This window comes from Paenibacillus sp. FSL K6-1330 (assembly GCF_037976825.1).
Taxonomy (GTDB): Bacteria; Bacillota; Bacilli; order Paenibacillales; family Paenibacillaceae; genus Paenibacillus_AQ.
Window position 1 is genome coordinate 278,367 of record NZ_CP150269.1, and the last position, 25,720, is coordinate 304,086.

Below are 25,720 nucleotides of genomic sequence, written 5' to 3' on the forward strand. Positions count from 1 at the left end.
TTATTTAAAAGGGAGGGTTACAGGATGTTGATGAACAAAGCTTTTGGCAAGAAAGGACTTACGCTGATTACGGCACTGATGGCAGTTGTGCTGGTTGTGAGCGGCTGCGGCGGATCAGGCGGCAATTCCGGCTCCAAGAAGGAAAATTGGGTTTCGATCGAGGGTCGTTATACACCGGATCCCGAGACGCCGGCTTGGCAGCTGGATAAAAAAGAAGAGACGACCGAGCTGACTTGGTACGTGAATGCGGACTGGTGGAACACGGATTTTGGCAAGGACGTTGTAACCAAGAAGATTAAGGAAGACCTGAACATCAATATCAAATTCATCACGGGTGACGACACCAAGCTGAATACGTTTTTTGCCGGTGGGGAGATGCCGGATCTGATCACGACGTTTGACTCCAACTCCCCGGTCGTGCAGAAGGCGGCGACATGGGCGCTGCCGCTGAACGATCTTGCCGAGAAATATGATCCATACTTCAATAAGGTAGCGGCGCAGGATACGCTCAACTGGTTCCAACTGAAGGATGGCAAAACCTACGGATATCCGAACTACTCCAATACGCAGGAAGACTATGACAGCGGTAACATTCCGGCCAAAACGGCATTTATTATCCGCAAGGATGTTTACGAAGCGTTAGGTAAGCCTGTTATGGGAACGCCGGAAGAGTTCCAGGCCGTTCTCGCTGATATCAAGAAGCAATTTCCTGCTCTGATTCCACTCGGCTTCAACTCCATTGGTGAAGGAACGGGCTCGCTTGGCGACGTGCTGCAGGATTTCATCGGCGTGCCGTTGGAGGAGAATGGCGGTTTCTATAACCGTAACCTGGATGAAGATTATCTGACTTGGGTGAAAGCGTTCAATACCGTGTACCGGGACGGCGCGATTAGCGATGACAGTTTTGCCGATGACGGAACGGCTTTTGAAGAGAAGGTTAAAGCAGGCAAATACGCAACGATTATGCTAGACGGTACGCCGCAGCAGGGCGGTAACCTGCAAAGCTTCTACAGCAACAATAAAGGGAAAGAGTACATTGCAATTGACGGGCCGCAAAGCACGGCAGGGCGTAAGCCGATGTTGAATCAATCCGGCATCACCGGCTGGATGATTAGCTTCATTACGAAAAAAAATGCAGATCCTGCCAAGTCCATTCAGCTGTTCACGTACCTGCTAAGCGAAGAAGGACAAATGCTGATGAACTATGGCATCGAAGGCGAGACCTACCAAGTGAATGCGGACGGAACGGTTGAGTTCCTCCCTGCCGTGAAGGATCTTCAGATGAACAATCCGGATACGTTCAAGAAGGATTACCGCATGGGCGAATTCATGTTCTTCGGGCATGACCGCCATAAAGCGCTGAGCGGGGATGCTTTCCCGGATGCGATCAAGCAAATGCAGGAATGGGGAAAAGGCAAGCTGACGCCGCACTTTATTTTGGAGAATATCAACCCGGATCAGGGAACGCCGGAAGCGCGCTCTCTGACAGCCATCAATACAAAATGGAACTCCACGCTTGTCAGCATGATTCGTTCCAAGGATGATGCAGCCTACAACAACCTCTTAAACGAATACAAAAAGTTCCTGGACGATAACAACTGGGATAAAATCGTCGAAGTCCGCAATGAGAAGATGAAGGCGAACAAAGAGAAGCTGGGCCTGAAATGAGTTAACGTTTATGGATGGGAGAGCCCCTTTCTTGACAGGGAAGGGGCTCTTTCCAAGTTAACTTTCAAATAGGGCGGGATAGGAAAGCCAGAAGACCATAAGAAACCTGGAGGGAAACAGCATGCTGAACATGACCATCTACCAGTCAAACGGGGAAGAGGAATTATTCGTTAGGAAAGACAAGGAGCAGCTAGCTCCCGGAACTTCGGACGCGCAGCATACGGTTGTTATCGATGAGGAGCAGACGTTTCAGGAGATGGACGGCTTCGGCGCGTCCTTCACGGACTCCGCTGCTTATCTGATCCATCAAGTGCTGGAGACGAAGCAGCGTTCGGAGCTCATGACACGATTGTTCGATCCGAACGAAGGTATCGGGTTATCCGTACTCCGCCAACCGATGGGCGCATCCGATTACGCGCGAGACTTCTACAGCTACAATGATATGCCTGAGGGCCAAACGGATGTGGAACTGAATCAGTTCTCCATTGCGCATGACGAGGAAGATATCATTCCTCTCCTGAAGGAAGCGCTGCGGTTGAACCCGGATGTCAAGCTAATGGGTTCCCCATGGAGTCCGCCAGGCTGGATGAAAACGAGCGGGTCGATGATCGGCGGAGAGCTGAAACTTGAATACTATGCGGTGTATGCTAATTATTTTGTACGTTACATTCAGGGGTATGAAGCCAACGGGCTGCCGATTTATGCGATCACGCCGCAAAATGAGGCATTGTATTCGCCAGGACATTACCCCGGCATGATCATGCTGCCCGAGGCGCAAAGCGATTTCATCAAGAACCATCTGAAGCCGCAATTCGTTAAGAACGGCATTGATACAAAAATCCTTTGTTATGACCATAACTGGGACAAGCCGGACTACCCGCTGACCGTTTTTGAGCAAGCGGGTGACGCCGTGGATGGTGTCGCTTGGCACTGGTACGGCGGCAAGCCGTCGGCCCAATCCGAAGTGTTCGATGCATTTCCGGGGAAAGAGGTTCATTTCACGGAAGGATCAGGCGGGGAGTGGATTCCGCCGTTCGAGCAGGCCTTCTCCAATGTGATGCGAACCGGAATCGAGATACTCCGCAATCACAGCAAGTCTTATGTGCTGTGGAACATGGCGCTGGACGAGAAGAACGGACCTGCCGTGCCGGGCTTTGGCAAAAGCACCTGCCGCGGCATTGTGACGGTGAATCAGCAAACGAAGGAGCTTACCTATACGCTGGATTTCTATGCACTGGCGCATTTTAGCAAGGTGATCCGTCCGAAAGCGGTTCGTATTGCTTCTACCAGCGATGAGTCCATCCGTTCGGTAGCATTCAAGAATACGGACGGTTCGATTGCCGTCGTTATGTTTAACGACAGCGAGCAAGAGGAGAATGCTGCACTGCATATGCAGGGAACGGAGCGGCTTAACCTCCGCCTTGCACCGAAAAGTGCCGTGTCCGTTTTAATAGAGGAGTAATTCTGAGGCAACAGTTCATAGATTTAGACAAGATAAGGCACCTTTGTCGGCGCCGTTAGCCCTTTCGGTTGATGGTTGCCTCGGCGTAGGTGTCTTTTCATATATAGAGTTGGTTATTTCATATAGAAACGGTAGAATAATAACAAGAATAAGGTTTACCAAAGAAAATACAGGTGACAATCATGACCATTAAAACGTTATTTATTGCTCCGTATCCCGCTATGAGCCATTTAATAGAAGAATGCCGGAAGGAAGAGCCGGAGCTGGAAGTCCGAGTCGAGGTCGGCAATTTACTAGAAGCGGTTCCTCTGGCAAAAGAAGGCGAACGCCTGGGATATGACGTGATCATTAGCCGGGGCGGTACGGCCAAGCTGATCGAGCCCGAGGTGGGCATTCCCGTTATCGATGTCCATGTTTCAGGCTATGACATGCTGCGCGTGCTCACCTTGGCCAATCATTTTCCAGGCAAAAAAGCCATTGTGGGCTTCTCCAATATTACGCTCGGAGCCAAAGCCATTACCGATGTGCTGGATATCGAGGTGGATGTGTTCACGGTAGAGAAGGCGCAAGAGGTGGACCGGCTGCTGGAGGATCTGAAGGCGAAGGGCTTCGAATTAATCATGGGCGATGTGGTGACGATGGAGGCAGCCGCCAAGCACCACTTGGAAGGGATTCTGATCCAATCCGGGCGCGAGGCCATTTTCGATGCGTTTCAAAAGGCCAAGTCGGCGTTTCGGTTACATGAACGGACGCAGTGGGAAATATCCTTTCTGCAAACACTGCTGGAGGAAACGGCCGCGAACCTTACCGTATTGGATGCTGAGGGAGAGGTTGTATATGAACAGTGGCCGGATTTCGGTTCCTGTCCGCTCCCTGTGGAAGCCTTACAAGCCGATCTTCGGCTAAACCGGGAGGCGGAGGCCTCCATCCTGATACATGAAAACGGAACCCGGAAGCTTAAACAGAAAAGGACGCTGAAAGTGATACAGGGAAAACGGTACTACCTGTACACTTTTTCCGAGGTGAAGCAGAATGGGGAGGCCGCAGGCTATCATGTCGAGGCGATCACCCAATTGCCGATGTTGATTTCGCAAAGCGAAGCGATGCACGGTTGCCTGCAGCGGATCGAGGATCTACTGGACAGCCGCATCCTGATTCTCATCGGTGAAGCCGGAACAGGCAAGCAGCTGCTCTCCCGGTATATTCATTACCGCAAGAACGAAGGCCAGGGCTTGTATGTCCGGCTTACCGCAAAGCAGGCCATGGCCTTGTCGGGAAAAGACGAAGAAGAAGCTTGGGACAACGATATCCGCACGCTCTACATCCATGGATTGGAAACGATCGCTCCACAAGAAATGACGAATTTGAAGCCGTGGATGAACGAGATGAAAGACCGGGGGTTCACGATCATCCTCTCGCTGGAAAAGGATGATTCGAATTATCATCCACTCCTGCTGGACGAGGAGGCGGCAAGAATCGCCGTGCCGGCTCTGCGTGAGCGCAGGGAGGACATCAAGCCGCTGGTGACTTATTATATTGCGTCCTATCATGGAACGTTAGGGACTTCACCAATCAAGATCAAGGATGAAGCGATTCTCCTGCTGACCCAGTACGATTGGCCGGGCAACGTGTCGGAACTGAAAATCCTGCTCCAGGACGCAGTGACGGAGGAGAAGGGCTACGTGATCGGCAAGCCACTCATTTCCCGGCTTCTAGCCAAGAAGGAAGAACATCCGTCAGCTGCGATGGGCCCTGAGTTTCTTCGCGGTACGCTGGATGAGATCGAGAAGAGGATTATCGACGCGATTATGGAGGAAGAACAATTTAATCAGACGAAGGTTGCGGAACGGCTCGGAATCAACCGTTCGACCCTGTGGAGAAAGCTGAAACAATAGTTTCAGCTTTTTTTGTTTTGCGATCAATAGATCCCTCCGTTTCGGTAGATATTAGGGGAGTAGGAATATATTACAACAAGCTAGAGACAGCGCTGCAATCAATTGTTTAAATTTGCAACAATTAATCCTTAATATGTTGCAAATTTAATTGAATGCACTTACAATTATCCATGCAAGCGATTTCAAAATGAAATCACTGTTTAATATTGAAACAATTATTAAAGGGGTGTTACAATAATGAAGATTAAAGCGACGTTGGATCGGATTCCTGGAGGTATGATGGTGGTGCCGTTGCTTATTGCAGCAGTCATCAACACCTTTGCACCGGATCTACTCCGGATCGGGAATTTCACGGAGTCTCTATTTGTAAACGGTTCAAGTACATTGATTGCGCTGTTCCTCCTCTGTACGGGGGCACAGATTAACGTCAAGTCCTTTGGTGTTTCCGTCGGAAAAGGGGCCACGCTGCTTGTCACGAAGTGGGTGGTCGGCGCAGCGTTCGGTCTGATTGCTTACCTGTTTGCCGGAGAGAATGGATTGTGGCTGGGTTTGGCGCCGATTGCCGTCATTGCGGCGATGACCAACAGTAATGGGGGATTGTTCGTAGCCTTGGTAGGCCAATACGGCAGTAAGGAAGACCGTGCCGCCTATTCACTGCTTGCCCTGAATGACGGACCTTTCCTCACCATGGTTGCGTTATCGATCTTCGGCGCCATGGGATTCGTGGACGGCATGTTCTCCTTCGTGTCCTTTATCTCCGTTCTTCTTCCGATTATTGTAGGGATGGTGCTGGGTAATCTGGATGAAGAGATGCGCAAGTTTTTGGACAAAGGCAGCTCCATGCTGATTCCGTTCTTTGCATTTGCGCTCGGAATGGGCATTGACTTCGGAGCGATCGTGGATGGCGGCTTGTCGGGTATCATTCTTGGATTACTGACGGTTTTTGTTACAGGTACGGCAGGATACTTTGTGTTTAAAGCATTGAAATGGAATCCGATCGTGGGGGCTGCGGAAGGCTCCACAGCCGGTAATGCCGTGGCTACGCCTGCCGCGATTGGGGTGGCGAATGCATCCTTTGCGGCATTTACCGATATTGCGACGGTGCAGGTTGCAGCGTCCGTGGTAACGACCGCCATCCTGCTTCCTTTATATGTCGGATTTTTAGTGAAGCGTCTAGAGAAGAAAGGGCACTCATTTGATACAAATACAGCAGATGCCGAATCATAGAAGGTGTGATGAAATGTGATAAAACAAATTGGAATCATCGCGGACGATTTGACCGGTGCGAATGACTCTGGCGTACAATTGGCGAAGAAGGGACTGGTTTCCACCGTTGTATTCGATCATCGCCATTACCGTCAGGACACCCGTGCCGAAGTGTTGATCGTGGATACGGATAGCAGGGCGAAACGCAGCGTGGACGCCTATGAAGCGGCGTACGAAGCCGCTCATTTCCTTGAAGAGCAGGGTTGCCGCCACATCTACAAGAAGCTGGACTCCACCTTGCGCGGGAATGTTGCAGAGGAACTGCGGGCGGTGCAGAAGGTATTCCAACCGGACTTGGTGCTGATCGCCCCGGCTTTTCCAAAAATGAACCGTACGACGGTACAGGGACATCACTATGTTCAAGGTGTACTGATCACCGAGACGGAGTTTGCCAAGGATCCCAAAACGCCCGTCATGGAAAGCTATATCCCGAAGCTGCTGCAGAAGGAAGGAGAGCCTGAGGCGGTGCTGGTTTCATCAAGTCAAGTGCGACAGCCCGCCGAGCAATTTATGCCATGGCTCCAATCCAAGCTAGCGGAAGGTCAAACCTGGTTTGTATGCGATAGTGAGACGGAAGCGGATTTGCAGGCGATATCGGCATTATTTTCACAGCTGGACAAGAAGATTCTATGGGCTGGTTCTGCCGGACTAATCGAATACTTGCCGGAGGCGCTGTCTCTGACTTCCATGGAGAAGGGGAGCCAAGACTGGGCCCAGGCGGATAAGGCGCTGATCGTATCAGGAAGCTTGTCCCAAACGACCCGGCGACAGCTTCGTGCCGTCGAAGATATGCCTGACTCGTTGATGCTGGAGATCGATCCGGCCGCACTGATTCGTGAAACTTACGATACAGAGGAGGCCCTGCAGCAAATCGCACAGGATATGGACAAGCGCTACCTGGTCCTGTACGTGGACGCTTCGGAAGAAAACCGCAGACTTGCAAAAGAAGCAGGGGATGAGCGAGGATTATCTTCAACCGAGGTAAGCGAAGCGATCTCCCTGGGACTCGGAAGAATGACAAAAGCCATTTTACAGGCATACGCTGAGATCCAGGGGTTGGTATTAACCGGCGGTGATACGGCTAAGGCTATCTGTATCGAACTTGGAATGGGAGAAATGCAGCTGTATTCGGAAGTAGAGCCCGGCCTGCCGTTCGGAAGGCTTCAGGGCATGGAGAAAGGTTACTGGACCGTCACCAAAGCCGGGGGCTTCGGCAATGATCAATCCCTGGTAGATTCCTTGCACTATATAACAAATAAGAAAAAGGTGAGAACATGAGCCAGCATAAACCGGTTATCGGGATTACAATGGGAGACGCCGCAGGCGTAGGTCCTGAAATTATACTCAAGAGCCTCATGAATGAGGAGATGTATCATATTAGTCACCCGGTTGTGATCGGGGACGTGAAGATATTGGAGCGGGCAAAGGCCTTTGTGGGCAGTGACTTGGCTATAGAAGTGATTACTGCCGATGAGCTCGAGCAGGTGGACTACCGTTTTGGCACGGTTCATGTGCTTGATCTGGATCTGCTCCCAGCGGACTTGCCGATTGGACAAGTTGCTCCGGAAGCTGGACACGCCGCGTTTAAATTTTTGGAGACGGCCATCGAATTGGCGAAGGATCATAAAATTCAGGCTATATGCACCGCTCCGCTGAATAAGGAAGCCCTGCATAAAGGGGGCCATAAATATCCGGGCCATACGGAGATTCTGGCGGATTTGACCGGAACGACGGACTACTCCATGATGCTGTCTGCACCGAATCTGAAGGTCATTCACGTTACGACGCATGTTGGCATCATCGACGCTGTCCGTTCGATAAACCCGGAGCGCGTATACCATGTCATTAAGCTTGCTCATGAGACACTGCAGAAGTCCGGCATCGCCGCTCCGCGGATTGCCGTTTGCGGAATCAATCCTCACGCCGGCGAGAACGGATTGTTCGGATATGGCGAAGAGGAAGAGAAAGTCATACCTGGCGTCGAGAAGGCACAGGCGGAAGGAATCCAGGTCGTAGGCCCGCTGCCGGCCGATACGCTGTTCTTCCGGACGGTTCGCGGTGACTTTGACATCGTAGTGGCTATGTATCACGATCAGGGGCATGGTCCCGTCAAAGTGCTTGGCTTGGATGCAGGCGTCAACATTACCGTTGGCCTTCCGATTATCCGCACCAGCGTCGATCACGGAACGGCGTTCGACATTGCCGGTCAAGGCATCGCCGACGAGAAAAGCTTGATGGAAGCGATCCGTCAGGCGGCGGAGCTGGCGCCTAAAGTCTAATGATGTTGTTGATGGGCGGGTATAGCGGCCGCCATTACCTTTTTAATCGAAGTGACAGCAGAAGATTCCGCAGGAATCAAGCTGTCCATGACAAAAAGATGACTCCACCTGTGGGGTCATCTTTTTTTATTGTTCCTCCAGTCTGTTTGCTGTAACGGAATTCGTTCCTCATGACTGGGATAGTCCAAACACGTAAGACTCCCAGCCTGAAAATGTACGGAACCGCTTGAGCAGAGCCCGCAAGAAACTAAAGATGATGCTGGAGAAGAAGCTGGAAGCGATACGGGATGGCAGGGAAAGGGCGATAAAAGGTGCGCATCCGTCCCCTTGACTTTATCCACTGTGAAGTTCAAGTATGATTTTTCGCTAACATGAAAAGCTCGGATAACCCCAATGAAGAGAAAGGGTGTTTTGGTGACGTCTTTGAATGGGAAGCCTCGGCTGCCGCGAAAAAATCGCGGCTTTTTTTGTATAACAATATAAACATCGTGCCCAAGGCCCAATGAGCAAAGAGTGGCCCTTTAGTCTGTTTAGCTCAAAGTGTATCTTTAGTAATGCTTTTCATAAATAGAAGATTAGAGTACTAGTAGTGCCGAAATCAAATTATAGGTCCCAGGGAGGGTGGGATTGGTATAATATGGCTGTTTTTTTTGCATTTGAAGGACATATGTAGAAGGATGTCGTATTCCCACACCATAAAATCTTTCTTAGTGGGTTACCGTGGGGCAAGTCTTTTTTTGATTAGAGTTCCATCAGAATGGCTTTCCTTTCATGGTAACTCGCAAGCTTAACTGTCAGAGTGAGAGGGGTGATCATCCGAGTACAACTAACAGCTTGAAATGAATCAAGGACATCCGCTGGGTCCTGGGCGAAAGACAGCAAACAGCTCTGTTTCATTTGCTACATAGAGCACCTTCATGTTCTTTGTATTTGCACCGGCTGATGCTTTGGTTCATTGATCAATTAACGCGTTACATAATGATGCTAAAGGAGACCTCGTTACATACACAAGCGAAGTAACTCTTAAAGAGATCATGCAGAATTTTGAAAAAGGTTAGATTGTGTGAGGAATGGGTAGAAACGTCGAATTGTGCGGTTTTCGGTATAAACAACAAGGCAGGAAGTCAGTTGTCTTTCTCTTAACTTGCAATTAGCAACACAATGCCTTTTACCACGCACCCGCCATGCTGCAACCTACACGGTTCGCAATATGGATGTTGGTTTAGTCGACGGATTAATTATTTGACAGCATTGGAATGGCCCCAAAGCCTTCCCATTGAAGATAGGGAGGAAACAATGAAAAGAAAACCGATAATCAATCGGCGGTTTAAGTATTTGATGGCTGTTTTCATCATTTTGTTTGGTCAGATTCTACCTCTATACCCTCAAAATGCAGAGGCTGCAGCAGGAAAATGGCTGAATTTTAAATATGATGGATTCCCCGAAGATACTTTCAAACAATCGTTTACCGTTAATGGCGCTGCCCAGGTGCCTCCAGGGGAGAATTTTATACGATTGACACCGGCGACTACACAACAAAGCGGATCTGTATTTAACAATACCGCGCTTTGTCCTAGAGATAACTATTCATTCAGTACAGCCTTTTCGTTTAAAATGAGTAATCCAAGTTCTCAAGGTCCAAGCGACGGATTGACCTTTACGATCCAGGCTGGAAAGACCAGTCAGCATGCAGAAGGAGGCGGCTTGGGATATTACGGTATCCAACCGAGTTTTGCCGTTAAATATGACACATTTCTAAACACTGTATATAAGGATCCTTCTGCAAACTACGTTGGACTTGCGGTAAATGGGACGGTAACCAATGATCAAGCAGGCTGGTTTACCGATTTAGGTCCGTATAATACGGCGAATAACACGAACTATGTATTGTCTAACGGAACCATGTACTACACGTGGATCGAATACAATGGTTCAACTCAGAATGTTCAGGTTTATCTGGGCACTTCGCCGGATAGGGTAAATGCCAGAAAGATAATAGATGTCAATGACATCGATCTTAGTTCGATATTTAACGGACAATCGTTTTTTGCCGGTTTTACGGGATCAACAGGGTCTCCGAATTACGAGACTCATGATATCCATAGCTGGTATTTTGTGAATGAGTACGCTCCGATTGAAACGCTCAATCCGCAAAATGATTACGAACTGAACCAGCCGCCAACCGTGCCGGGTGATTCAAAAATCACGGCGGTAAACACCCCCGTATCCGGACAAGTAAACGGCACGGACCCAGATGGAGATTCATTGACGTACGCCAAAGGCGCGACAGATCCTCAGAACGGAACTGTGACGGTTAATGCGGACGGAACTTGGACTTACACTCCAACGCAAGCTTTTATCGGTCAGGATAGCTTCACCGTCATCGCCAATGACGGCAAATGCGCCAAGACCGAGGCTACGATTAACGTTGAAGTATCGGACTCGGTTCCGTCAACGAATCAACCTCCAGTCGTGTCGGATGATCGGGTGACGACGGAGAAAGATACACCTGTATCGGGCGTTGTGGATGCCACCGACCCGGACGGAGATCCATTAACCTATACCCCTGGCAAGGATCCAACGAACGGGAACGTCACGGTTGATAAAGACGGAAACTGGGCCTATACCCCGGATCCGGGCTTTGTCGGCGAGGATCGCTTCACTGTCATAGTGGATGACGGCAATGGCGGTAAGACCGAAGTTGAAATTATCGTTGATGTGACGGATCCGACTACTCAACCCCCACCTAATGTATGTGGAGAAAGAGTAGCAATGATTAACGGTAGTTTTGAGGATCCGCTTTATACGCCTAATGACCCTAGATTTGATAGATGGCACGAAAGTTATCCATGGTATCAAATTAAACAAGAGGATGTTCCAGGATGGCAAACAACGGATTCTCTTGGTGAATTCGACGCTATGAATAAAGACTTGGCAGAGGAAGCCAGAAATGAGTTGCCGCCTGATGATCCTCATATGGCTTGGGCCGTTGACCCAGCCCATGGCAAACAGTTTGTCGAATTAAACTCAAATGATGCTTCGCAATTATATCAGGATGTTAAGACAACGCCAGGACAAACGATATATTGGCGTTTGGCTCACAGAGGTTTACTTGGCGCTGACACCATGGCAGTTAAAATTGGCCCGAGCTCGATGGTGCCAGGAAATTTGCCTACCGTTGAGACTATCAGCACAGATAATAAAGCATGGAAATATTACTCAGGCACATATACAGTTCCTGCTGGTCAGACCAGCACACGTTTTGGATTTGAATCCGTATCAACCTCAACTGGAGCTCAAAATGCGGGCAATCTCTTAGACGATATCTTCCTTGGTACGACGCCTTGTGTGACGGCCAACAAGACCGCATCTCCACAAGAAGTGAATGCCGGCGATGAAGTAACCTATGAGATTCAGATCAAAAACGAAGGCGGAGATATCGCCGCAAACACGAGTGTTACGGATCTCATCCCGGAAGGAACGGAATATGTTCCTGGTTCCATGAAATGGATCCAAGGTTCGACAACCAAGGACCTGACGGACAAGGCTGATACCGATGAAGGTCAATTCGATGGCAGCAAGGTCAGCATTCAGTTAGGCGACTTGGCCAATACGAGCCAATTGGCTGATGGCGTTACCGTGCAATTTAAAGTCAAGGTTTTAGCGAGCGCCGCCAATCAGCAAATTAAGAACAAGGCACAAATCAGCTACGATAACTTATTGACAGGCGATACCGAACAAAAGGAAACGAACGAAACCACAACACCGGTCCGTTTCAATCCGCCTGTTCTGGAGTCCAACAAAACGGCCGTCCTTCAAACCAAGGCTGCCGGAAACACGGACCCTGACCATCCTGAACCAGGCGATACGCTGCGGTACACGATTCAGGCACGGAACACGGTCGATAACAGCTTCGTCAGCAGTTTGGTCATCTCGGACGATCTACCGGCTGGACTGCAATATGTACCGGGCAGCCTGAAGGTCGATGGCGTTCCCGTCACGGATGACAAAAGCGATCAAGACGACGGTTTTTATACCGATGGTCAAGTGATCGGCCTGCTCGGGGATATTACGGATACCAAGTGGCATACGCTTGATTTCGAAGCGATTATCGCGACCGGGCAAGCCGGCAAAAACATTCGCAATACCGCTATCGTTGGCGGTGAGAATGTGAGCACGCCGAGCAATGCCGAGGAAGTCGTTCAGGTCTATCCGCGCCATCCGGTTGTAGAATCGGAGAAGATCGCAGAAAACCTGGATGCGGGCAAAACCAATTTTGAAGTCGGCGATACGATTGTCTACACCATTCGGACAAGAACGGTGACGGATGACGCGTATATCTCGAATCTAAAGATTACGGATACGCTGCCGGCAGGATTGGAATACGTGCCAGGTTCCTTAAAAGTGAACGGCAAAACCGCTACTGATGCAGAAGGCGACGATGAAGGCCATGTGGTGACCGGCTCTGTGTATGGCGGATTCGGCGACATCTGGGATAAGGAGTGGCATGAGCTTCAATTCCATGCGACGATCCAAACCGGACAAGCTGGCAAAGATATTCGAAATATTGCCGATGTCAGCGGTGACAATTTCGACGAGCCAAGTATGCCGGAAGAAGAAGTCCAGGTCTATCCGCGTAAACCGGTCATCGTATCGGAGAAGTCCGCAACGAACCTCGAAGCGGGCAAGGATACGTTTGAAGTCGGCGATACCGCAATCTATTCGATACGGACAAGAACGGTAATAGGCGATACGTACATGGCCAATCTGGTAATCACCGATACGCTGCCTGCAGGTCTGGAATATATTCCGGGCAGCTTGAAGGTAGACGGCGTTTCGGTCACCGATGACAAGGATAGCGACAAAGGTCATTATGCTTCAGGTCAGGTCGTCGGTCACGTTGGGGATGTATGGGATACGAAATGGCATACGCTGGAGTTCCGGGCGAAGATCGTAGCAAACGCCGGAGAGTCGATCCGAAATACCGGGGAGATTACCGGGGACAACATCGATCAACCGAGCCGGCCAACGGATGAGATTGTGGTTGAGAACGGTGGCACACCGCCAGTGGACCCACCGGTTGATCCGCCAATCGATCCACCAGTCAATCCACCGGTAGATCCAAATCCACCGGTCACGCCGCCTGTAACACCACCGACTACGCCTTCCCCAGTCATCGAGTCACGGAAGACGTCGCGGGATCTGAATGGCGGCAGCACCGCGGTCGGCGATACGATGGAGTATACGATCTCGGCACGCAATACCGTTAGCGGCAGCTATGTGTCCAACCTTGTGATTGCCGACATCCTGCCAGAAGGGCTTGCGTATGTAGCAGGCAGCCTGAAGGTGGATGGCGTTTCCGTCACCGACAACGCAGATGGCGACAAAGGCCAGTATGTTAACGGCAAAGTGAGTGGTACCTTTGGACGGATTGCCGATACCGAATGGCATACGATTGAGTTCAAGGCAACCGTCAAGGCGGGACAAGCCGGTAAATCGATCGAGAACATCGGTGAAGTCACGGGTGATAATGTGACAAGTCCGGAGAAGCCATCGAATGTCATCGAAGTGACGGACAACGAGAACCATGATGGTAACAATCCGAATCCGGGTGGAACGGGAGATTCCGACGGAGATTCGAATGAAGACCCGAACGGGAATTCGAACGAAGGCTCGAATGAAGACACGGATGGAGATTCCGACGGGGATTCGAACACCGGGTCACAAACACCGGACGATCATAACGATTCAACATTGGGCGTATCGGATTCGACTCCACAAGATCCGGCTCAATCTGGAGATCAGGCAACGAACCAGCTTAACGGAAATAAACTACCGAATACGGCTACGAATATGTACAGCTACATGGTAGCCGGAGCTATTCTGCTTCTTGCAGGCTTGCTTCTGCTCAGAAGAAGAAAAAAAGCATAGGCTAAAGAAACAGCTGCCCCCCAGGTGAATTTGACTTGGGGGGCAGCTGTTTATTGTATAAGTATCCTTTTAAAGGAGAAATGGTCATTGTAGACGTAGTCTCTCAGAGAGGAACACACTTCTTCAGACTGTCGAGACTTTCTCGACAGCCATATTATGTCCAGTTCTCACTCTTACTCAGCACACCATTTCTAATAGAGTCAAAGCGCATGAAGCGCTTTTTTTCGATACCAAGTGATTAAAACCGACACGAAGCAAGAAAACACTGCAAAAATGAGGCTTAAGATCCGGTTGGCTTTTGCTATACACCCACTTGACACCAAGAGCAGTGTTCGGGTATGATTTCCAGTAACTTGAATAACCTTAGACAAAAGCAATGAAGAGAAAGAGTACCTTGGCGACGTCTTTGAACAGAGAGCCCCGGCCGGTGAAAAGGGGTAAGGAACGAACCTGGGGAATATGGTCTCTGAGCTGTACACCGAAACCCTGTAAGGGTTGTAGGCTGTACCGGATCCCGCACCCGTTAACGTGCTAGGGTATACACGCGATATATGGCGTCGTACCCGAAGAGGTGAATGCCGCAAGGCATGAATGAAATTGGGTGGTACCACGTGAGCGGCAAGCTCTCGTCCCTTTTGGGATGAGGGCTTTTTTTGTTGTCAAAAAAAAGGAGGAAGATTGACATGACGAACATTTTTATCGGCGGTGCCTGGCCTTATGCCAATGGGTCCTTACATTTGGGGAGGCTTGCAAGCCTGTTGCCTGGAGACGTATTGGCACGTTATTTCCGCGCGAAAGGCGATCAAGTCTTGTACGTATCCGGCAGTGATTGTCATGGAACGCCCGTGGCGGTTCAAGCCATTCAGGAGGGCGTGGCTCCGGGGGATATTGCGGATCGGTACCATGGGGAGTTTGTGGATTGCTTCGAACGGCTGGGTTCTCCTACAACTTATACACGCGAACCGATCAGGCGTTTCATCACGCCGTGGTGCAGGAGCTGTTTCTGAAGCTGCTGGAAAACGGCCATTTGTATCGAAAAACCATGAAGCAAACGTATTGCGAAACCGATCAGCGGTTTTTGCCGGACCGCTACGTGGAAGGAGACTGCCCCGTATGCGGCAGCAGGGCCCGTGGCGATCAGTGCGACGCCTGCTCCACGATACTTGATCCGTCCGACCTGACGAACAGGGCCTGCAAAATTTGCGGAAACCCTCCGGTGGAGCGTCCTACCGAGCATTTTTACGTATCGCTGTCGCATTTTCAGGGTGAGCTGACGGATGATTTGAATAACGCTCATGGCTGGCGGGACAATGCGGTGCAATTGACCCGAAGATACTTGGAGGAAGGGCTCCAGGACCGGGCAGCTACGCGGGATCTGACCTGGGGCGTGGATGTCCCAGTTCCGGGCTTTGAGGATAAGAAAATCTATGTCTGGATCGAAGCGGTAAGCGGCTATTTATCCGCCAGCAAGCAGTGGGCCGCGGAAACGGGCGGCGATTGGGAATCCTTTTGGCGCAAGGGACGGGGCGAGGTTACGGCTTACTATGTTCATGGGAAGGACAACATTCCGTTTCATACGTTGATCTGGCCTGCCTTGCTGAAGGGGGCCGGGGGTCTGCACTTGCCGGACCGAATCATATCTTGCGAGTACATGACGCTGGAAGGGAAGAAGTTCTCGACCAGTCGGAATTGGGCCATATGGGTGCCGGACCTGTTAAGCCGTTACCAGCCGGACTCGATTCGTTATTTCCTCATAGCGAACGGCCCCGAGAAGCGGGATACGGATTTCTCCTGGAGGGAGTTCATTCACAGCCACAATGGCGAGCTTCTTGGTGCGTTTGGGAATTTCGTCAACCGTACTTTGGTGTTTGTGAATAAATCGTTTGAGGGGAAAGTGCCCGAGGGCTGTATATCTGAAGAGTGGCAGAGCAGGGTTGAGGCATTGTACTGCGAGTCCGGGGCGCTCATTGAGGATGGGCGACTGAAGGAAGCGTTGGAGTCAATCTTCAGCGTGGTGCGCCTGGCGAACAAATATTTTGATGAACAGAAGCCGTGGATTCAGGTCAAGGAGGATCGCGAAGCGTGCGGGACAACGCTGTATACCTGCGTTCAGATCATAGCCAATTTGGCGAATCTGCTGCAGCCGTTTATTCCGTTCTCTTGCGATAGGATACGAGGCTTTCTCTCGCTGGAGAAGCCTGTGTGGGAGTGGTGCCGTGTTCCGGCTGGCAGGCCGATTCATGACGTAGAGCTTTTGTTTGAGCGGATCGATACCAGCCGGATTGAGGAGGAAACGCGTAGGCTGGGGGAGTTATCCGAAAGGGAGTAATTGATTTAAGTGGCTAAGATTCAACTGACCCAAGGAGTGAGTAGTAAGTGATCAAGGAATGTAGTGGATCCAGTGCTAGAGCAGCAAGTAATTAGGGGTCTAGAGGTCAAAGAAGCAAGGGGTTTAAGTGGTCCAAGGAACAAAGGGGTTAAGCGATCCAAGGAGCAAGTGATTAAAGGGGCCATTAGCGAGTGTCAAAGAAGAGGAGGCTGACCCGATGGTCCATTGTGACTGAGTACGGACTGCGATTTTGAGGACTGTGGTTCCGCTATTCCGTTGTTTCTTGGCATTTCGTAGGGTCATGCGGACAGGAGATCCGCTATTCTTAAGTTTTTACAAGAATGAGCCGTGATTATGGTGCATTAACGGAACCTGTGTCCGCATGGGTTTAAAAAACGATGGAATATCAGCAAATAACGGAACCTGTGTCCGTATGGACTTAAAAAAGGAGCGGTTTTCAGCGAGAAGAGCATCCATCCGGACGATGCCGCTGAAGCCGTATGAAGCGAGAGTTTACCGGTTAATACTCAAGTAGACGTAAAAGGAGCCCCCAGCGGAATGCTGAGGGCTCCTCTTCATTACAGTAACGGCATACGTTGTATCTTCACCGGATTAGTTGTCCGTTTCATGAATCCAATCTGTTAATATGGCATCAAAAAGCTCAGGCTCTTCGAACATCGGATTATGGCCGCTTTTTTCAAAAATGACCTTCTTCACGTGTTCCTGCGAGTCGTCTACAGCATCCCAGAGTGATACGGGACTGACCAAATAGTCGTACCGTCCAAGACCGATGAGGACGGGCTTGGCAACCTCTTTCAACGAATCGATCAGATTGAGCCGTGCGAAGGCTTCTCCCCATAAATGATCCATGACGGGCATGCTGGTGAAGACCCCTTCCCACATCCAAGCCGCATCATAAGCATAGTCATAGAAGCTGTGCGCTCCCATTCGGATGCACATATGAGCAAAACGACGTTCCGGCTCTCTCTGGATGTCCCCCGCCAGCAGGGCGATATCCGCTTCAAACTGCCGTTTCCGTTCAGGGCTTGCCGTTTCATTGAAAAAAGCGATGCTCTGCTGCTGCCGCTCCGGGCTGTTGGTCGGGGCCGTGTTCAGCAGGACCACCTTCCGGACATGTTCCGGATATTTTTTGGCATACTCCAGCGCCATGAAGGCATGGCCCGAATGCCCCAATATAATAAAATCCTCCAGTTCCAGCGTTTGCCTTGCCGCTTCGATATCATCCAGAACCTTATCCAGCGCATAGTCTTCCGGCTCCAGTGTCCGAGGGGGCTTCACAAAGCCTCGATGGTCCAGGAAAATCAGTTGAAATGAAGTGTAGAGTTGTTCCGAAAACAAGCGGGGGTAGTAAATACTGCTTCCCACCACCAAAATAGGCCTGCCGTTTCCACGAATGGAAACATTCAATGCAAATCCTTCGCTTATTACCGTACTCTGTATGCTCATGTGTATCGTCCTCGTTTCGTTTTTTATTTAATCGCACCATCCCCTTTCCTGTTCTGATTCCATTACATTCTCCATAGAACGTTCCAGCATTCTATATCACCTCGATTAGCGTTCGTTCAAGCTCAGTATAGCACCAGACATGGGTTCGGTCGACAGCCATCCAAGCTTGCCCGGACCCCACACCCCACACCGTGTGTCTCTACCACCCGGACCGGTATCGTTCCAGGACCGTTGCTTCAGCCACGGTTTGCATAGGGAGCAGTACACTCGATGTGGCATCTGAGCGTACCGCTGCTGTAAAAAAGCACGGTTCACATTCTTCGAACTGCCCCTTCTGCAGCTCCTTTATTCAGCGGTAACGCGGATTGTTAGGGTGAGTCCAGGATAGTCGGCGGCAATTGCGCTCTTGCGCTCCATGATGCGGTCAAATTCAAAGGCAGAGCTGAATAATTCCGGCTCAGGCTTGAATGTCACGCTGGTACCTGTCTCCTGAGTCATGCCGACAATCTGAAGCCCGGTCTGCGGAATGCCGTGCCTGTACTCCTGCCGGTATATGTTCCCGTCACGGCGAATTTCCACGGTCAGCTGCTTGGAGAGGGCATTGACTACGGCGATGCTGATGCCTTTTTCGGCGCCGGGGACCAGAAAGTGTGCGCTGGCGTTCAATTGGTGGACATCGGTTAGTACCGATTGTACGACTGGGATGTTGGAATTCGGAAGGGCCTGCACAGGTATGCCTCTCCCGTTATCGGTAACCGTCACGCTGCCATCCTCATGCAGGAAAATGCCAATCTGATCGCCATACCCGCTCGTGTGCTCCAATACTGAATTTTCCACTACGGCCCAAAGCAGCTGATGAATATCGAAGCCGTGCGAGGTTCCAAAATACATCCCCGGATTGTTGCGGGTTTCGGTCATCTCCAGGTAATCGCTTGTATCGAGCAAATCGCCTGCAGCAGACAGCAGCAGCAGGAACGGCAGGCTCCGATGCTTAGGAAGAGCGTACCGGCCGCCCTGCTCCTGCACAAGGAGATCCGCGCCGAGCAGCGCTTTGAGGTGGTGATACAGCTGACCCGTCGTTCCCATATTCAACCGTTCTACCAGCTCGGAACCGGATAGGGGCTCTGCCATGACGGCCTTTAAAATATCCAGGCGCTGCTTGTTGCCCAGTGCTGCGAGGATTTTGGCAGCCTTCTCGGTGTTCATGTCCAGCAATTGATCCATTCGCCGTTCCTGCGGCTCCCAGCGGATGTTTTGTCCGTTCAGGTGCACTTGCCCGGAGTAGAATACGGAGCCGTCTTCGAAGGTTGCTTCATGTATCGTAGGTGCTGTTGCGATTTCTTGGCGGTGTTGGTTTGATGCGGATACAGGTTTGCGTTCCATAAGAGCTTGATAAACAAGCTGCTGCAGCTCTGCCATTTGATTCTTTAAGACATCCATCTCATAAACCAGATCACGTGTCATGTGGAATCATCAACCTCACTTTATCAATATTATGTTATTACGTAATTATTTTATTACGTAATTCCAACATTGTAAACCCGTATTAAGGAAATAGGTACACGAATAAGCGATTTATTTATCTATAGTTGTTTTTTATCTATGTTTATCATCCCGGGTCGTCTTACAATGAACGCAAAGGTTGGTGACATTCATTTGGGTGAAAGAATCATACGGAATTTTAAGCAGGACGATATGCCTCTGCTGGGGGAGCTGTATCAGGTTGTATCCGCAGCGGATGCACTGTTTTGGTGGGTAGGTGACCAGGACAATTGGGGCAACGTGTTCTGTGCTATTGAAGATGGGAAGATGGTGGCCAAGGGACAAGTGGGCATTATTAACGTGATCCCGCCTGGATGTGAGCCTACCTGCAAGCATCACATTTATGTGAATCTCAAGGCTGTACCACAGCGGGAGCGGGATTATGATCTGTTAGGTGAAATGTATAAGGTGCTCTATGAACGTGCCCTTGCGTTAAAGAGGACGCTGCCGGAGACATACGGGACGTATTTGTGCGTGGGCAACTATGCCCATGAGATCGGCAACAACACTTTCTTTACAGAGGATATCGGATTTCAGCCGCTGGAGAAGTTGTATTCAATGAAGCGGTCACTTAATGAGCCTTTACATGCCTTGCCGTTAGATGATCGCTATCGCTATCGACTGTGGAAGATGGAATCTGCGGAAGAGGAAGAGATGTATCTAAAGCTCGAGGCTGAGGTTTGGCCGGAAGCGCCGCTGGGGCTTGGACGATTACGGGAATACAAAGGGCATCCCAGCTGGACTGCCACGAATGTCCTGGAAGGGGACACGATAATCGGCAGTACCATGGCATGGGTGGAAGAAGGGAACGTCGGCGTGATTGAAGATGTGTTTGTGAGAGAACCGTGGAGACAACGGGGAATCGCCAAATATCTGCTCTACCGTGCCATGTCCTATCTTCAGGCTCATGGATCCGTCTCGGTAAAACTTCAAGTGAAGGCAGCCAATGAGACGGCGTTGTCACTCTATCATTCGGTTGGCTTTGCCAAAGATCAAGAGGAGCATCGATTTTATCTGCCTTTATAACCGAAAGGCCGCTAATACAAAGACCACGCCAAGAAATAATCCTGACGTGGTTTTTTTCTATATAAAATGAGGAGTTATGAGGTCGATCCTTACCCGCCTGTTACATTCGGATTGGCATCCAGAATACCTTCCGTGACGCTCCACAGTTTTGGCAGGAACCGAAGAACCTTGTCGGCCCGTTGCAGCAGGTCATCGGTGGACGTTATGCCGAGATCCGCAAGGATGGCCTCAAAAGAAGGGGCATACTGCTCTTGAAACTCAGGAGTCCCGTCAACTTCCAATATGTTGTGGCATCGAGCGAAGGTGGCCACCATCCAGAAGACGGCCTCTCTATGGCTTCCGTTTAGGATCAGCTCGCGGCTGCCGTCAATGGCAATCGGTCTTGCATCCGGCGTAATGTCACTGCTGAAGAAGAAGGGGGTCTTGGCAATCGCAGCAGCGGCATCGAAGGTGCGGGCCAGCCCATTAAGATGATGGAGCGCTTGTTCGGCACTCATGTCTTTACAACCCAGTAGTTGTAACAGTTCGTCGTAAATTACCTCTTGGTCATATTCCTTGAGCACATCGTGAACCGCCGCATAGCGCAGCCTGACCGTGGGGTTGCGAAGAGCAGCGACCAGGAGCAAATGGGTGGTTACGCCGGTAGGGAACAGCCATGAGGTAACCTGGCGATGCCAAGGGGCAGAAGGATCTATGGAGCGGAGTCCGGTTATGATTCGTTCGCGTACGTTCTCACAGCGGCGGGCGACCCATATCCGGTCGGCAAAATGACGCGAAACCTCCGTCTGCAGCTTACGCAGCTGCCCGGTTGGATCGGACATCAGGGTATCCACACGGAAGCTGCCCGCAAGATGATAGGATGTTAATACCTGCTCGGGCGAGGCGAGGTCCCGCCAGGACAGGTAGGTGGCTTCGATCAAAGCATCCTGGTAGATAAATTTTCCCAGCTTAAGAGGGGGCTCCGCATCCTGGGTAACAACAACGATGTCAATGTCCGAGGACGGAGCCATCTCTGCTTCATCCGGCTTTCCAACCGTGGAGCCACTAAAATAGGCACCCATAAATCCAGGCTCCCTGCTGGCATGCTGCAATACCCAATCCGTCGCCGCTGCGCGTGCTGATCCAACGTTCATAACCTTTATTCCTCCTCTACTTGCATGGTGTCTCACATAATTAGAAAAAATATCCTGTTTCTCACTACATTATATTGACTTCAATTCGAATGTACAACCGCTTACAAGAAGAGACTTGAGCTTTCACGTTTATGAAAATACGGGATTACAGAAGAAGAGAAAATGATACGGGTCCAAGAGATTCGCAAGGGCTTGGCACATATAAATTAAAAGTTAATACGGGTGCGTGCCTGTGTGAAACCGAAACGGACATTCTCTTATCGTAAACATTCAGCGAGGAGGAACGCCCGTTTTTTTGGTCTTTTATTCTATTCATCGGCAATCACTAGCGTTGAATTGGTTTTTTTGAATTTTGGAATGAAGCTTGCATGGACATTCGCATCGGTCACGATCATATCAATTTTGTCGAGCGATGCGATGGAAATGGTGACGTCTTTGCCGAACTTGGTGCTGTCCGCCATGACAACCACCTCTTTGGACAGCTCGATCATTTTTTTGCGCGTAATGGCTTCTTCCAGGTTGTAGTCGGAGATGCCTTTTTCAATCGTAATGCCGCTGCAGCAGATGAAGGCTTTCAGCACATTCAGCTCGTGAAAGTTGAAGATGTATTCATACGCTACGACGGATTGTTCTTCCCTACGGATTTTGCCGCCGATCATAATCAGTTCCACATCGCTGTCCATCAGCTCAATCGCAACCGGCAGCGAGTTGGTAACGACCGTCAGCTTCTTCTTATGCTTCACGTATTTGGCCATCTGATATGTGGTCGAGCCGCTGTCGATATAGATGCAATCGCCGTCATGAATGAATTCGCTGCATTTGCGGGCGATCCGATCCTTCTCTTCCAACTGGCTGACCATGCGCTCGTCCATGGAGGATTCGCCGAACCGGGACTCCACGAGTTTAACCCCGCCATATATCTTCTCGATCCGCCCCTGCTTGGTCAGGGTGTTCAAATCCCGGCGCAGCGTATCTACAGAGACGTTCAGCTCTTCCGTTAGCTCCGTGATCTTCAATACTTTTCGAATCGTTAGCAGCTCAAGTATTTTCTTCTGCCTCTCCAGTGGAAACATTCGCTCACCCATTCAATCTGCATTAGTAGTTGATGCCTGTATTCATGTCTAGTTTACCGATTCGCCTGGCTATGTTCAATAGATTTACCTATATTATTCCTGAGTTGGGCATCAATTATGGATCAATATGGTCAATAGTTGGTATTGATGTATGAATGATATATGCATAATTTACTTACATTTAACAGTTTCCATGATTCTTATTTACATATGGTTTCTATACTGAGGATGTGTTTAAAGGAGGTGAGCCGTTTGCTGAAGCTAGAGCATATTAGCAAACAATTCGACGATAAAGTGGTTTTGGATGACATCAACGTAGAAATCGGTTCGGGCGAAATCGTGTCACTGCTCGGTCCGAGCGGCAGCGGGAAGACCACATTACTGAATATTATTTTGGGACTCACCCGGATGGATCAGGGAAAAATCGTGTTCCATGACCAAGATCTGAGCAACGTACCGATGAAGAAGCGCGGGTTTAATATCGTTTTTCAGGACTATGCCTTATTTCCCAATCTGAATGCCTACGACAATATCGTATACGGCCTGCGCAACAAGAAGGGGAGCGTGAGTCAGCAGGAGGTACAGGAATATATCGACTTTCTGGAGCTTCAGCCTCATGTGAACAAGCGGATCGGCGAACTGTCAGGAGGGCAGAAGCAGAGAGTGGCCCTGGCCAGAACGCTGGTCACGAAACCGAAAATCCTGCTGCTCGATGAGCCGCTCAGCGCGCTGGACGGCGTGATCAAGGAGTCGATCAAGCAGCGGATTCAATCGATTGCCAGAGAGTTTAACCTGACCACGATTATTGTGACGCATGACCCGGAGGAGGCGCTGACGCTCTCAGACAAAATCCTGATTATCCATCAGGGGCAGATCGCCCAATTCGGCACACCCCAGGAGATTGTCCATCATCCGAGCAATGATTTTGTGAAGCAGTTTATTATCAAGCAGCTGCACATCAAAAGGCAGAACATCTACAATCTGTTCGGTGAGCAGTATGCATAACGTGAAACCGGAAATGCGGGTCATCTTTACCGTCATCCTGTTATTGTTCGCCGTGTTTCTGTTCTTGCCGCTGCTCATCTTGCTGATCCGTTCCTTCGAATCCGATCAGGGGTTTACCCTCGGGCATTATGTATCCATAGGGTCGAATCGGGAATTCATCGCAGCGATTGGCAACAGTGTGAAGATATCGGGCATCACGGCGGTAATCACAACTGTCCTCGGGTTTATACTCGCGTATTCCATTCATTGCACCAAAATATATCGGCCCGTCAAAGGCCTGCTGAAAACCGTCATCATCATCCCCATGCTGCTCCCGACCATTACATATGGGTTCGCCATTATGTATTCGTTCGGTAATCAGGGGTTGATCACCCGGCTTGCCGGACGCAATCTGTTCGAAATCTACGGATGGAACGGACTGCTCATAGGCTACGTCATTTACACGCTGCCTCCAGTATTCCTGTTGATCCATAACGCGTTTAAATATATTGATAAAAAATTCATCATCGTCTCCAAGTTAATGGGTGACGGAACGTTGAGAAGTTTCCTGAATACGATTTTGCGTCCCTTGGCCGGAGCGCTTGGCGGAGCCTTTGTGCTTTCCTTTATCTTAAGCTTTACGGATTTTGGGATTCCGGCTTCGGTTGGCGGGACCTATCCGGTCGTGGCAACGCAGCTGTATCAGGTGATGCTGGGCTCCATTCCGGACTTCAACCAAGGCGCCGTCATTGCGGTCATGATGCTGATCCCCGCCGTGTTCGGCATTTGGCTGCTGAATTACTTGGAAAAATGGAATTTCCACTATGACAAGCTGTCGGATATCGAGCTGCCGCGGCAGCGCGTGCGGGATATCGCCTTCGGCATAATGTCATCGGTCATCGTGCTTGGAATGCTTTCCATTTTTGCCGTGATGTTCATTGCGCCATGGCTGAGCAGTTACCCCTATGACATGACGTTTACGCTTAAGCATGTACGGGACGTGTTTCAATCGAGTGATTTAACAGGGGTATACCGAAACTCCCTCTGGGTCGCCTTCTTGACGGCGCTATTCGGTACCTTGATGGCGTATGGATCAGCACTGCTCAATGTGCGTACATCGTTAAAAGCTCGATCCACGGTGGATATGGTATCGATGATCACGAATACGGTGCCTGGCATGGTGCTGGGGATATCCTACCTGCTCTTCTTTAATGGAAGCAGTCTGAAAGGAACCTTCATCATTATCGTTCTGTGCAATATTGTTCATTTCTTTACGACGCCGTATCTGATGGCCAAGAACTCCCTGTCCAAGATGAATCCTTCTTGGGAAACCACGGGGGAACTGCTCGGTGACAGCTGGTTCAAGACCGTTTATCGGGTGATCCTGCCAAACTCGGCTTCAACCGTCATTGAGATGTTCAGCTACTATTTCATCAACGCCATGGTGACGATCAGCGGCATTATCTTTCTTGTATCCGCCCAGACGTCGCTCGTAGCCAGCAAGATCAAAGAGCTGCAGCATTTCGCCAAGTTTAATGAGATTTTCGTGCTGTCGATGCTGATTTTCTTCACAAATCTGATCATCAAGCTGGTGTGCGACGCATTACAGAGGAGAACGGCGCATCGGTAACTTATTTATTAATACAAATAAAAAACAAGGAGTGG

Annotated in this window: 14 protein-coding genes, 1 pseudogene and 1 other annotated feature; of the genes and pseudogenes, 11 read left to right on the plus strand and 4 right to left on the minus strand. The window is 50.1% G+C overall.

Going from position 1 to position 25,720, the window contains the following annotated elements:
* Positions 1-24 precede the first annotated feature (24 nt).
* From NYE54_RS01320 to metG, 8 genes and pseudogenes are all read left to right on the plus strand, one after another.
* Positions 25-1,668, plus strand: coding sequence for a sugar ABC transporter substrate-binding protein (locus tag NYE54_RS01320; protein ID WP_339269436.1), 1,644 nt, complete (start codon positions 25-27; stop codon positions 1,666-1,668).
* A gap of 121 nt (positions 1,669-1,789) precedes the next feature.
* Positions 1,790-3,130, plus strand: coding sequence for a glycoside hydrolase family 30 beta sandwich domain-containing protein (locus NYE54_RS01325; RefSeq protein ID WP_339269437.1), 1,341 nt, complete (start codon positions 1,790-1,792; stop codon positions 3,128-3,130).
* A gap of 182 nt (positions 3,131-3,312) precedes the next feature.
* Positions 3,313-5,025 carry a PrpR N-terminal domain-containing protein gene (locus NYE54_RS01330; RefSeq protein WP_339269439.1) on the plus strand — a complete coding sequence of 571 codons (1,713 nt, stop codon included), beginning with the start codon at positions 3,313-3,315 and terminating at the stop codon, positions 5,023-5,025.
* A 237-nt stretch (positions 5,026-5,262) separates the two neighbouring features.
* On the plus strand, positions 5,263-6,252 hold the full coding sequence (locus tag NYE54_RS01335; RefSeq protein ID WP_339269441.1) for a 2-keto-3-deoxygluconate permease: 990 nt from the start codon (positions 5,263-5,265) through the stop codon (positions 6,250-6,252).
* A 15-nt stretch (positions 6,253-6,267) separates the two neighbouring features.
* Positions 6,268-7,569 carry a four-carbon acid sugar kinase family protein gene (locus NYE54_RS01340; RefSeq protein WP_339269443.1) on the plus strand — a complete coding sequence of 434 codons (1,302 nt, stop codon included), beginning with the start codon at positions 6,268-6,270 and terminating at the stop codon, positions 7,567-7,569.
* Positions 7,566-8,570 (plus strand): 4-hydroxythreonine-4-phosphate dehydrogenase PdxA, encoded by a 1,005-nt coding sequence (gene pdxA, locus NYE54_RS01345; protein ID WP_339269445.1) that lies wholly within the window; start codon positions 7,566-7,568, stop codon positions 8,568-8,570. The genes NYE54_RS01340 and pdxA overlap by 4 nt, the downstream gene beginning before the upstream one ends.
* A gap of 1,296 nt (positions 8,571-9,866) precedes the next feature.
* Entirely contained in the window at positions 9,867-14,501 is a 4,635-nt protein-coding gene (locus NYE54_RS01350; protein WP_339269447.1) for an isopeptide-forming domain-containing fimbrial protein, read from the plus strand.
* Between the two features lie 367 nt (positions 14,502-14,868).
* Positions 14,869-15,138 (plus strand) — a binding site (T-box leader).
* A 46-nt stretch (positions 15,139-15,184) separates the two neighbouring features.
* Positions 15,185-16,830 (plus strand): annotated as a pseudogene (gene metG / locus NYE54_RS01355) (methionine--tRNA ligase).
* Between the two features lie 612 nt (positions 16,831-17,442).
* Here the strand turns inward: metG and NYE54_RS01360 are convergent.
* On the minus strand, positions 17,443-18,297 hold the full coding sequence (locus NYE54_RS01360) for an alpha/beta hydrolase (protein ID WP_076322631.1): 855 nt from the start codon (positions 18,295-18,297) through the stop codon (positions 17,443-17,445).
* Between the two features lie 345 nt (positions 18,298-18,642).
* Positions 18,643-19,761 (minus strand): ATP-binding protein, encoded by a 1,119-nt coding sequence (locus NYE54_RS01365; protein WP_339269449.1) that lies wholly within the window; start codon positions 19,759-19,761, stop codon positions 18,643-18,645.
* A 231-nt stretch (positions 19,762-19,992) separates the two neighbouring features.
* Between NYE54_RS01365 and NYE54_RS01370 the strand changes: the two genes are divergently transcribed.
* Positions 19,993-20,865 (plus strand): GNAT family N-acetyltransferase, encoded by an 873-nt coding sequence (locus tag NYE54_RS01370; protein WP_339273355.1) that lies wholly within the window; start codon positions 19,993-19,995, stop codon positions 20,863-20,865.
* Positions 20,866-20,954: 89 nt separating this feature from the next.
* On the opposite strand, the gene NYE54_RS01375 is transcribed toward NYE54_RS01370, so the two are convergent.
* The gene (locus NYE54_RS01375; protein ID WP_339269451.1) at positions 20,955-21,998 is read right to left on the minus strand and encodes a hypothetical protein; all 1,044 of its coding nucleotides are present in this window, start codon (positions 21,996-21,998) and stop codon (positions 20,955-20,957) included.
* Positions 21,999-22,306: 308 nt separating this feature from the next.
* Positions 22,307-23,071 (minus strand): DeoR/GlpR family DNA-binding transcription regulator, encoded by a 765-nt coding sequence (locus NYE54_RS01380; RefSeq protein WP_076322628.1) that lies wholly within the window; start codon positions 23,069-23,071, stop codon positions 22,307-22,309.
* 252 nt (positions 23,072-23,323) lie between these two features.
* Here NYE54_RS01380 and NYE54_RS01385 point away from each other — a divergent pair, with 252 nt between their 5' ends.
* On the plus strand, positions 23,324-24,076 hold the full coding sequence (locus tag NYE54_RS01385) for an ABC transporter ATP-binding protein (protein ID WP_339269453.1): 753 nt from the start codon (positions 23,324-23,326) through the stop codon (positions 24,074-24,076).
* Positions 24,069-25,685: an ABC transporter permease subunit gene (locus NYE54_RS01390; RefSeq protein WP_339269455.1), complete on the plus strand. Its 1,617-nt coding sequence runs from the start codon at positions 24,069-24,071 to the stop codon at positions 25,683-25,685. Before NYE54_RS01385 ends, NYE54_RS01390 begins: the two co-directional genes overlap by 8 nt.
* The last annotated feature ends 35 nt before the right edge of the window (positions 25,686-25,720 follow it).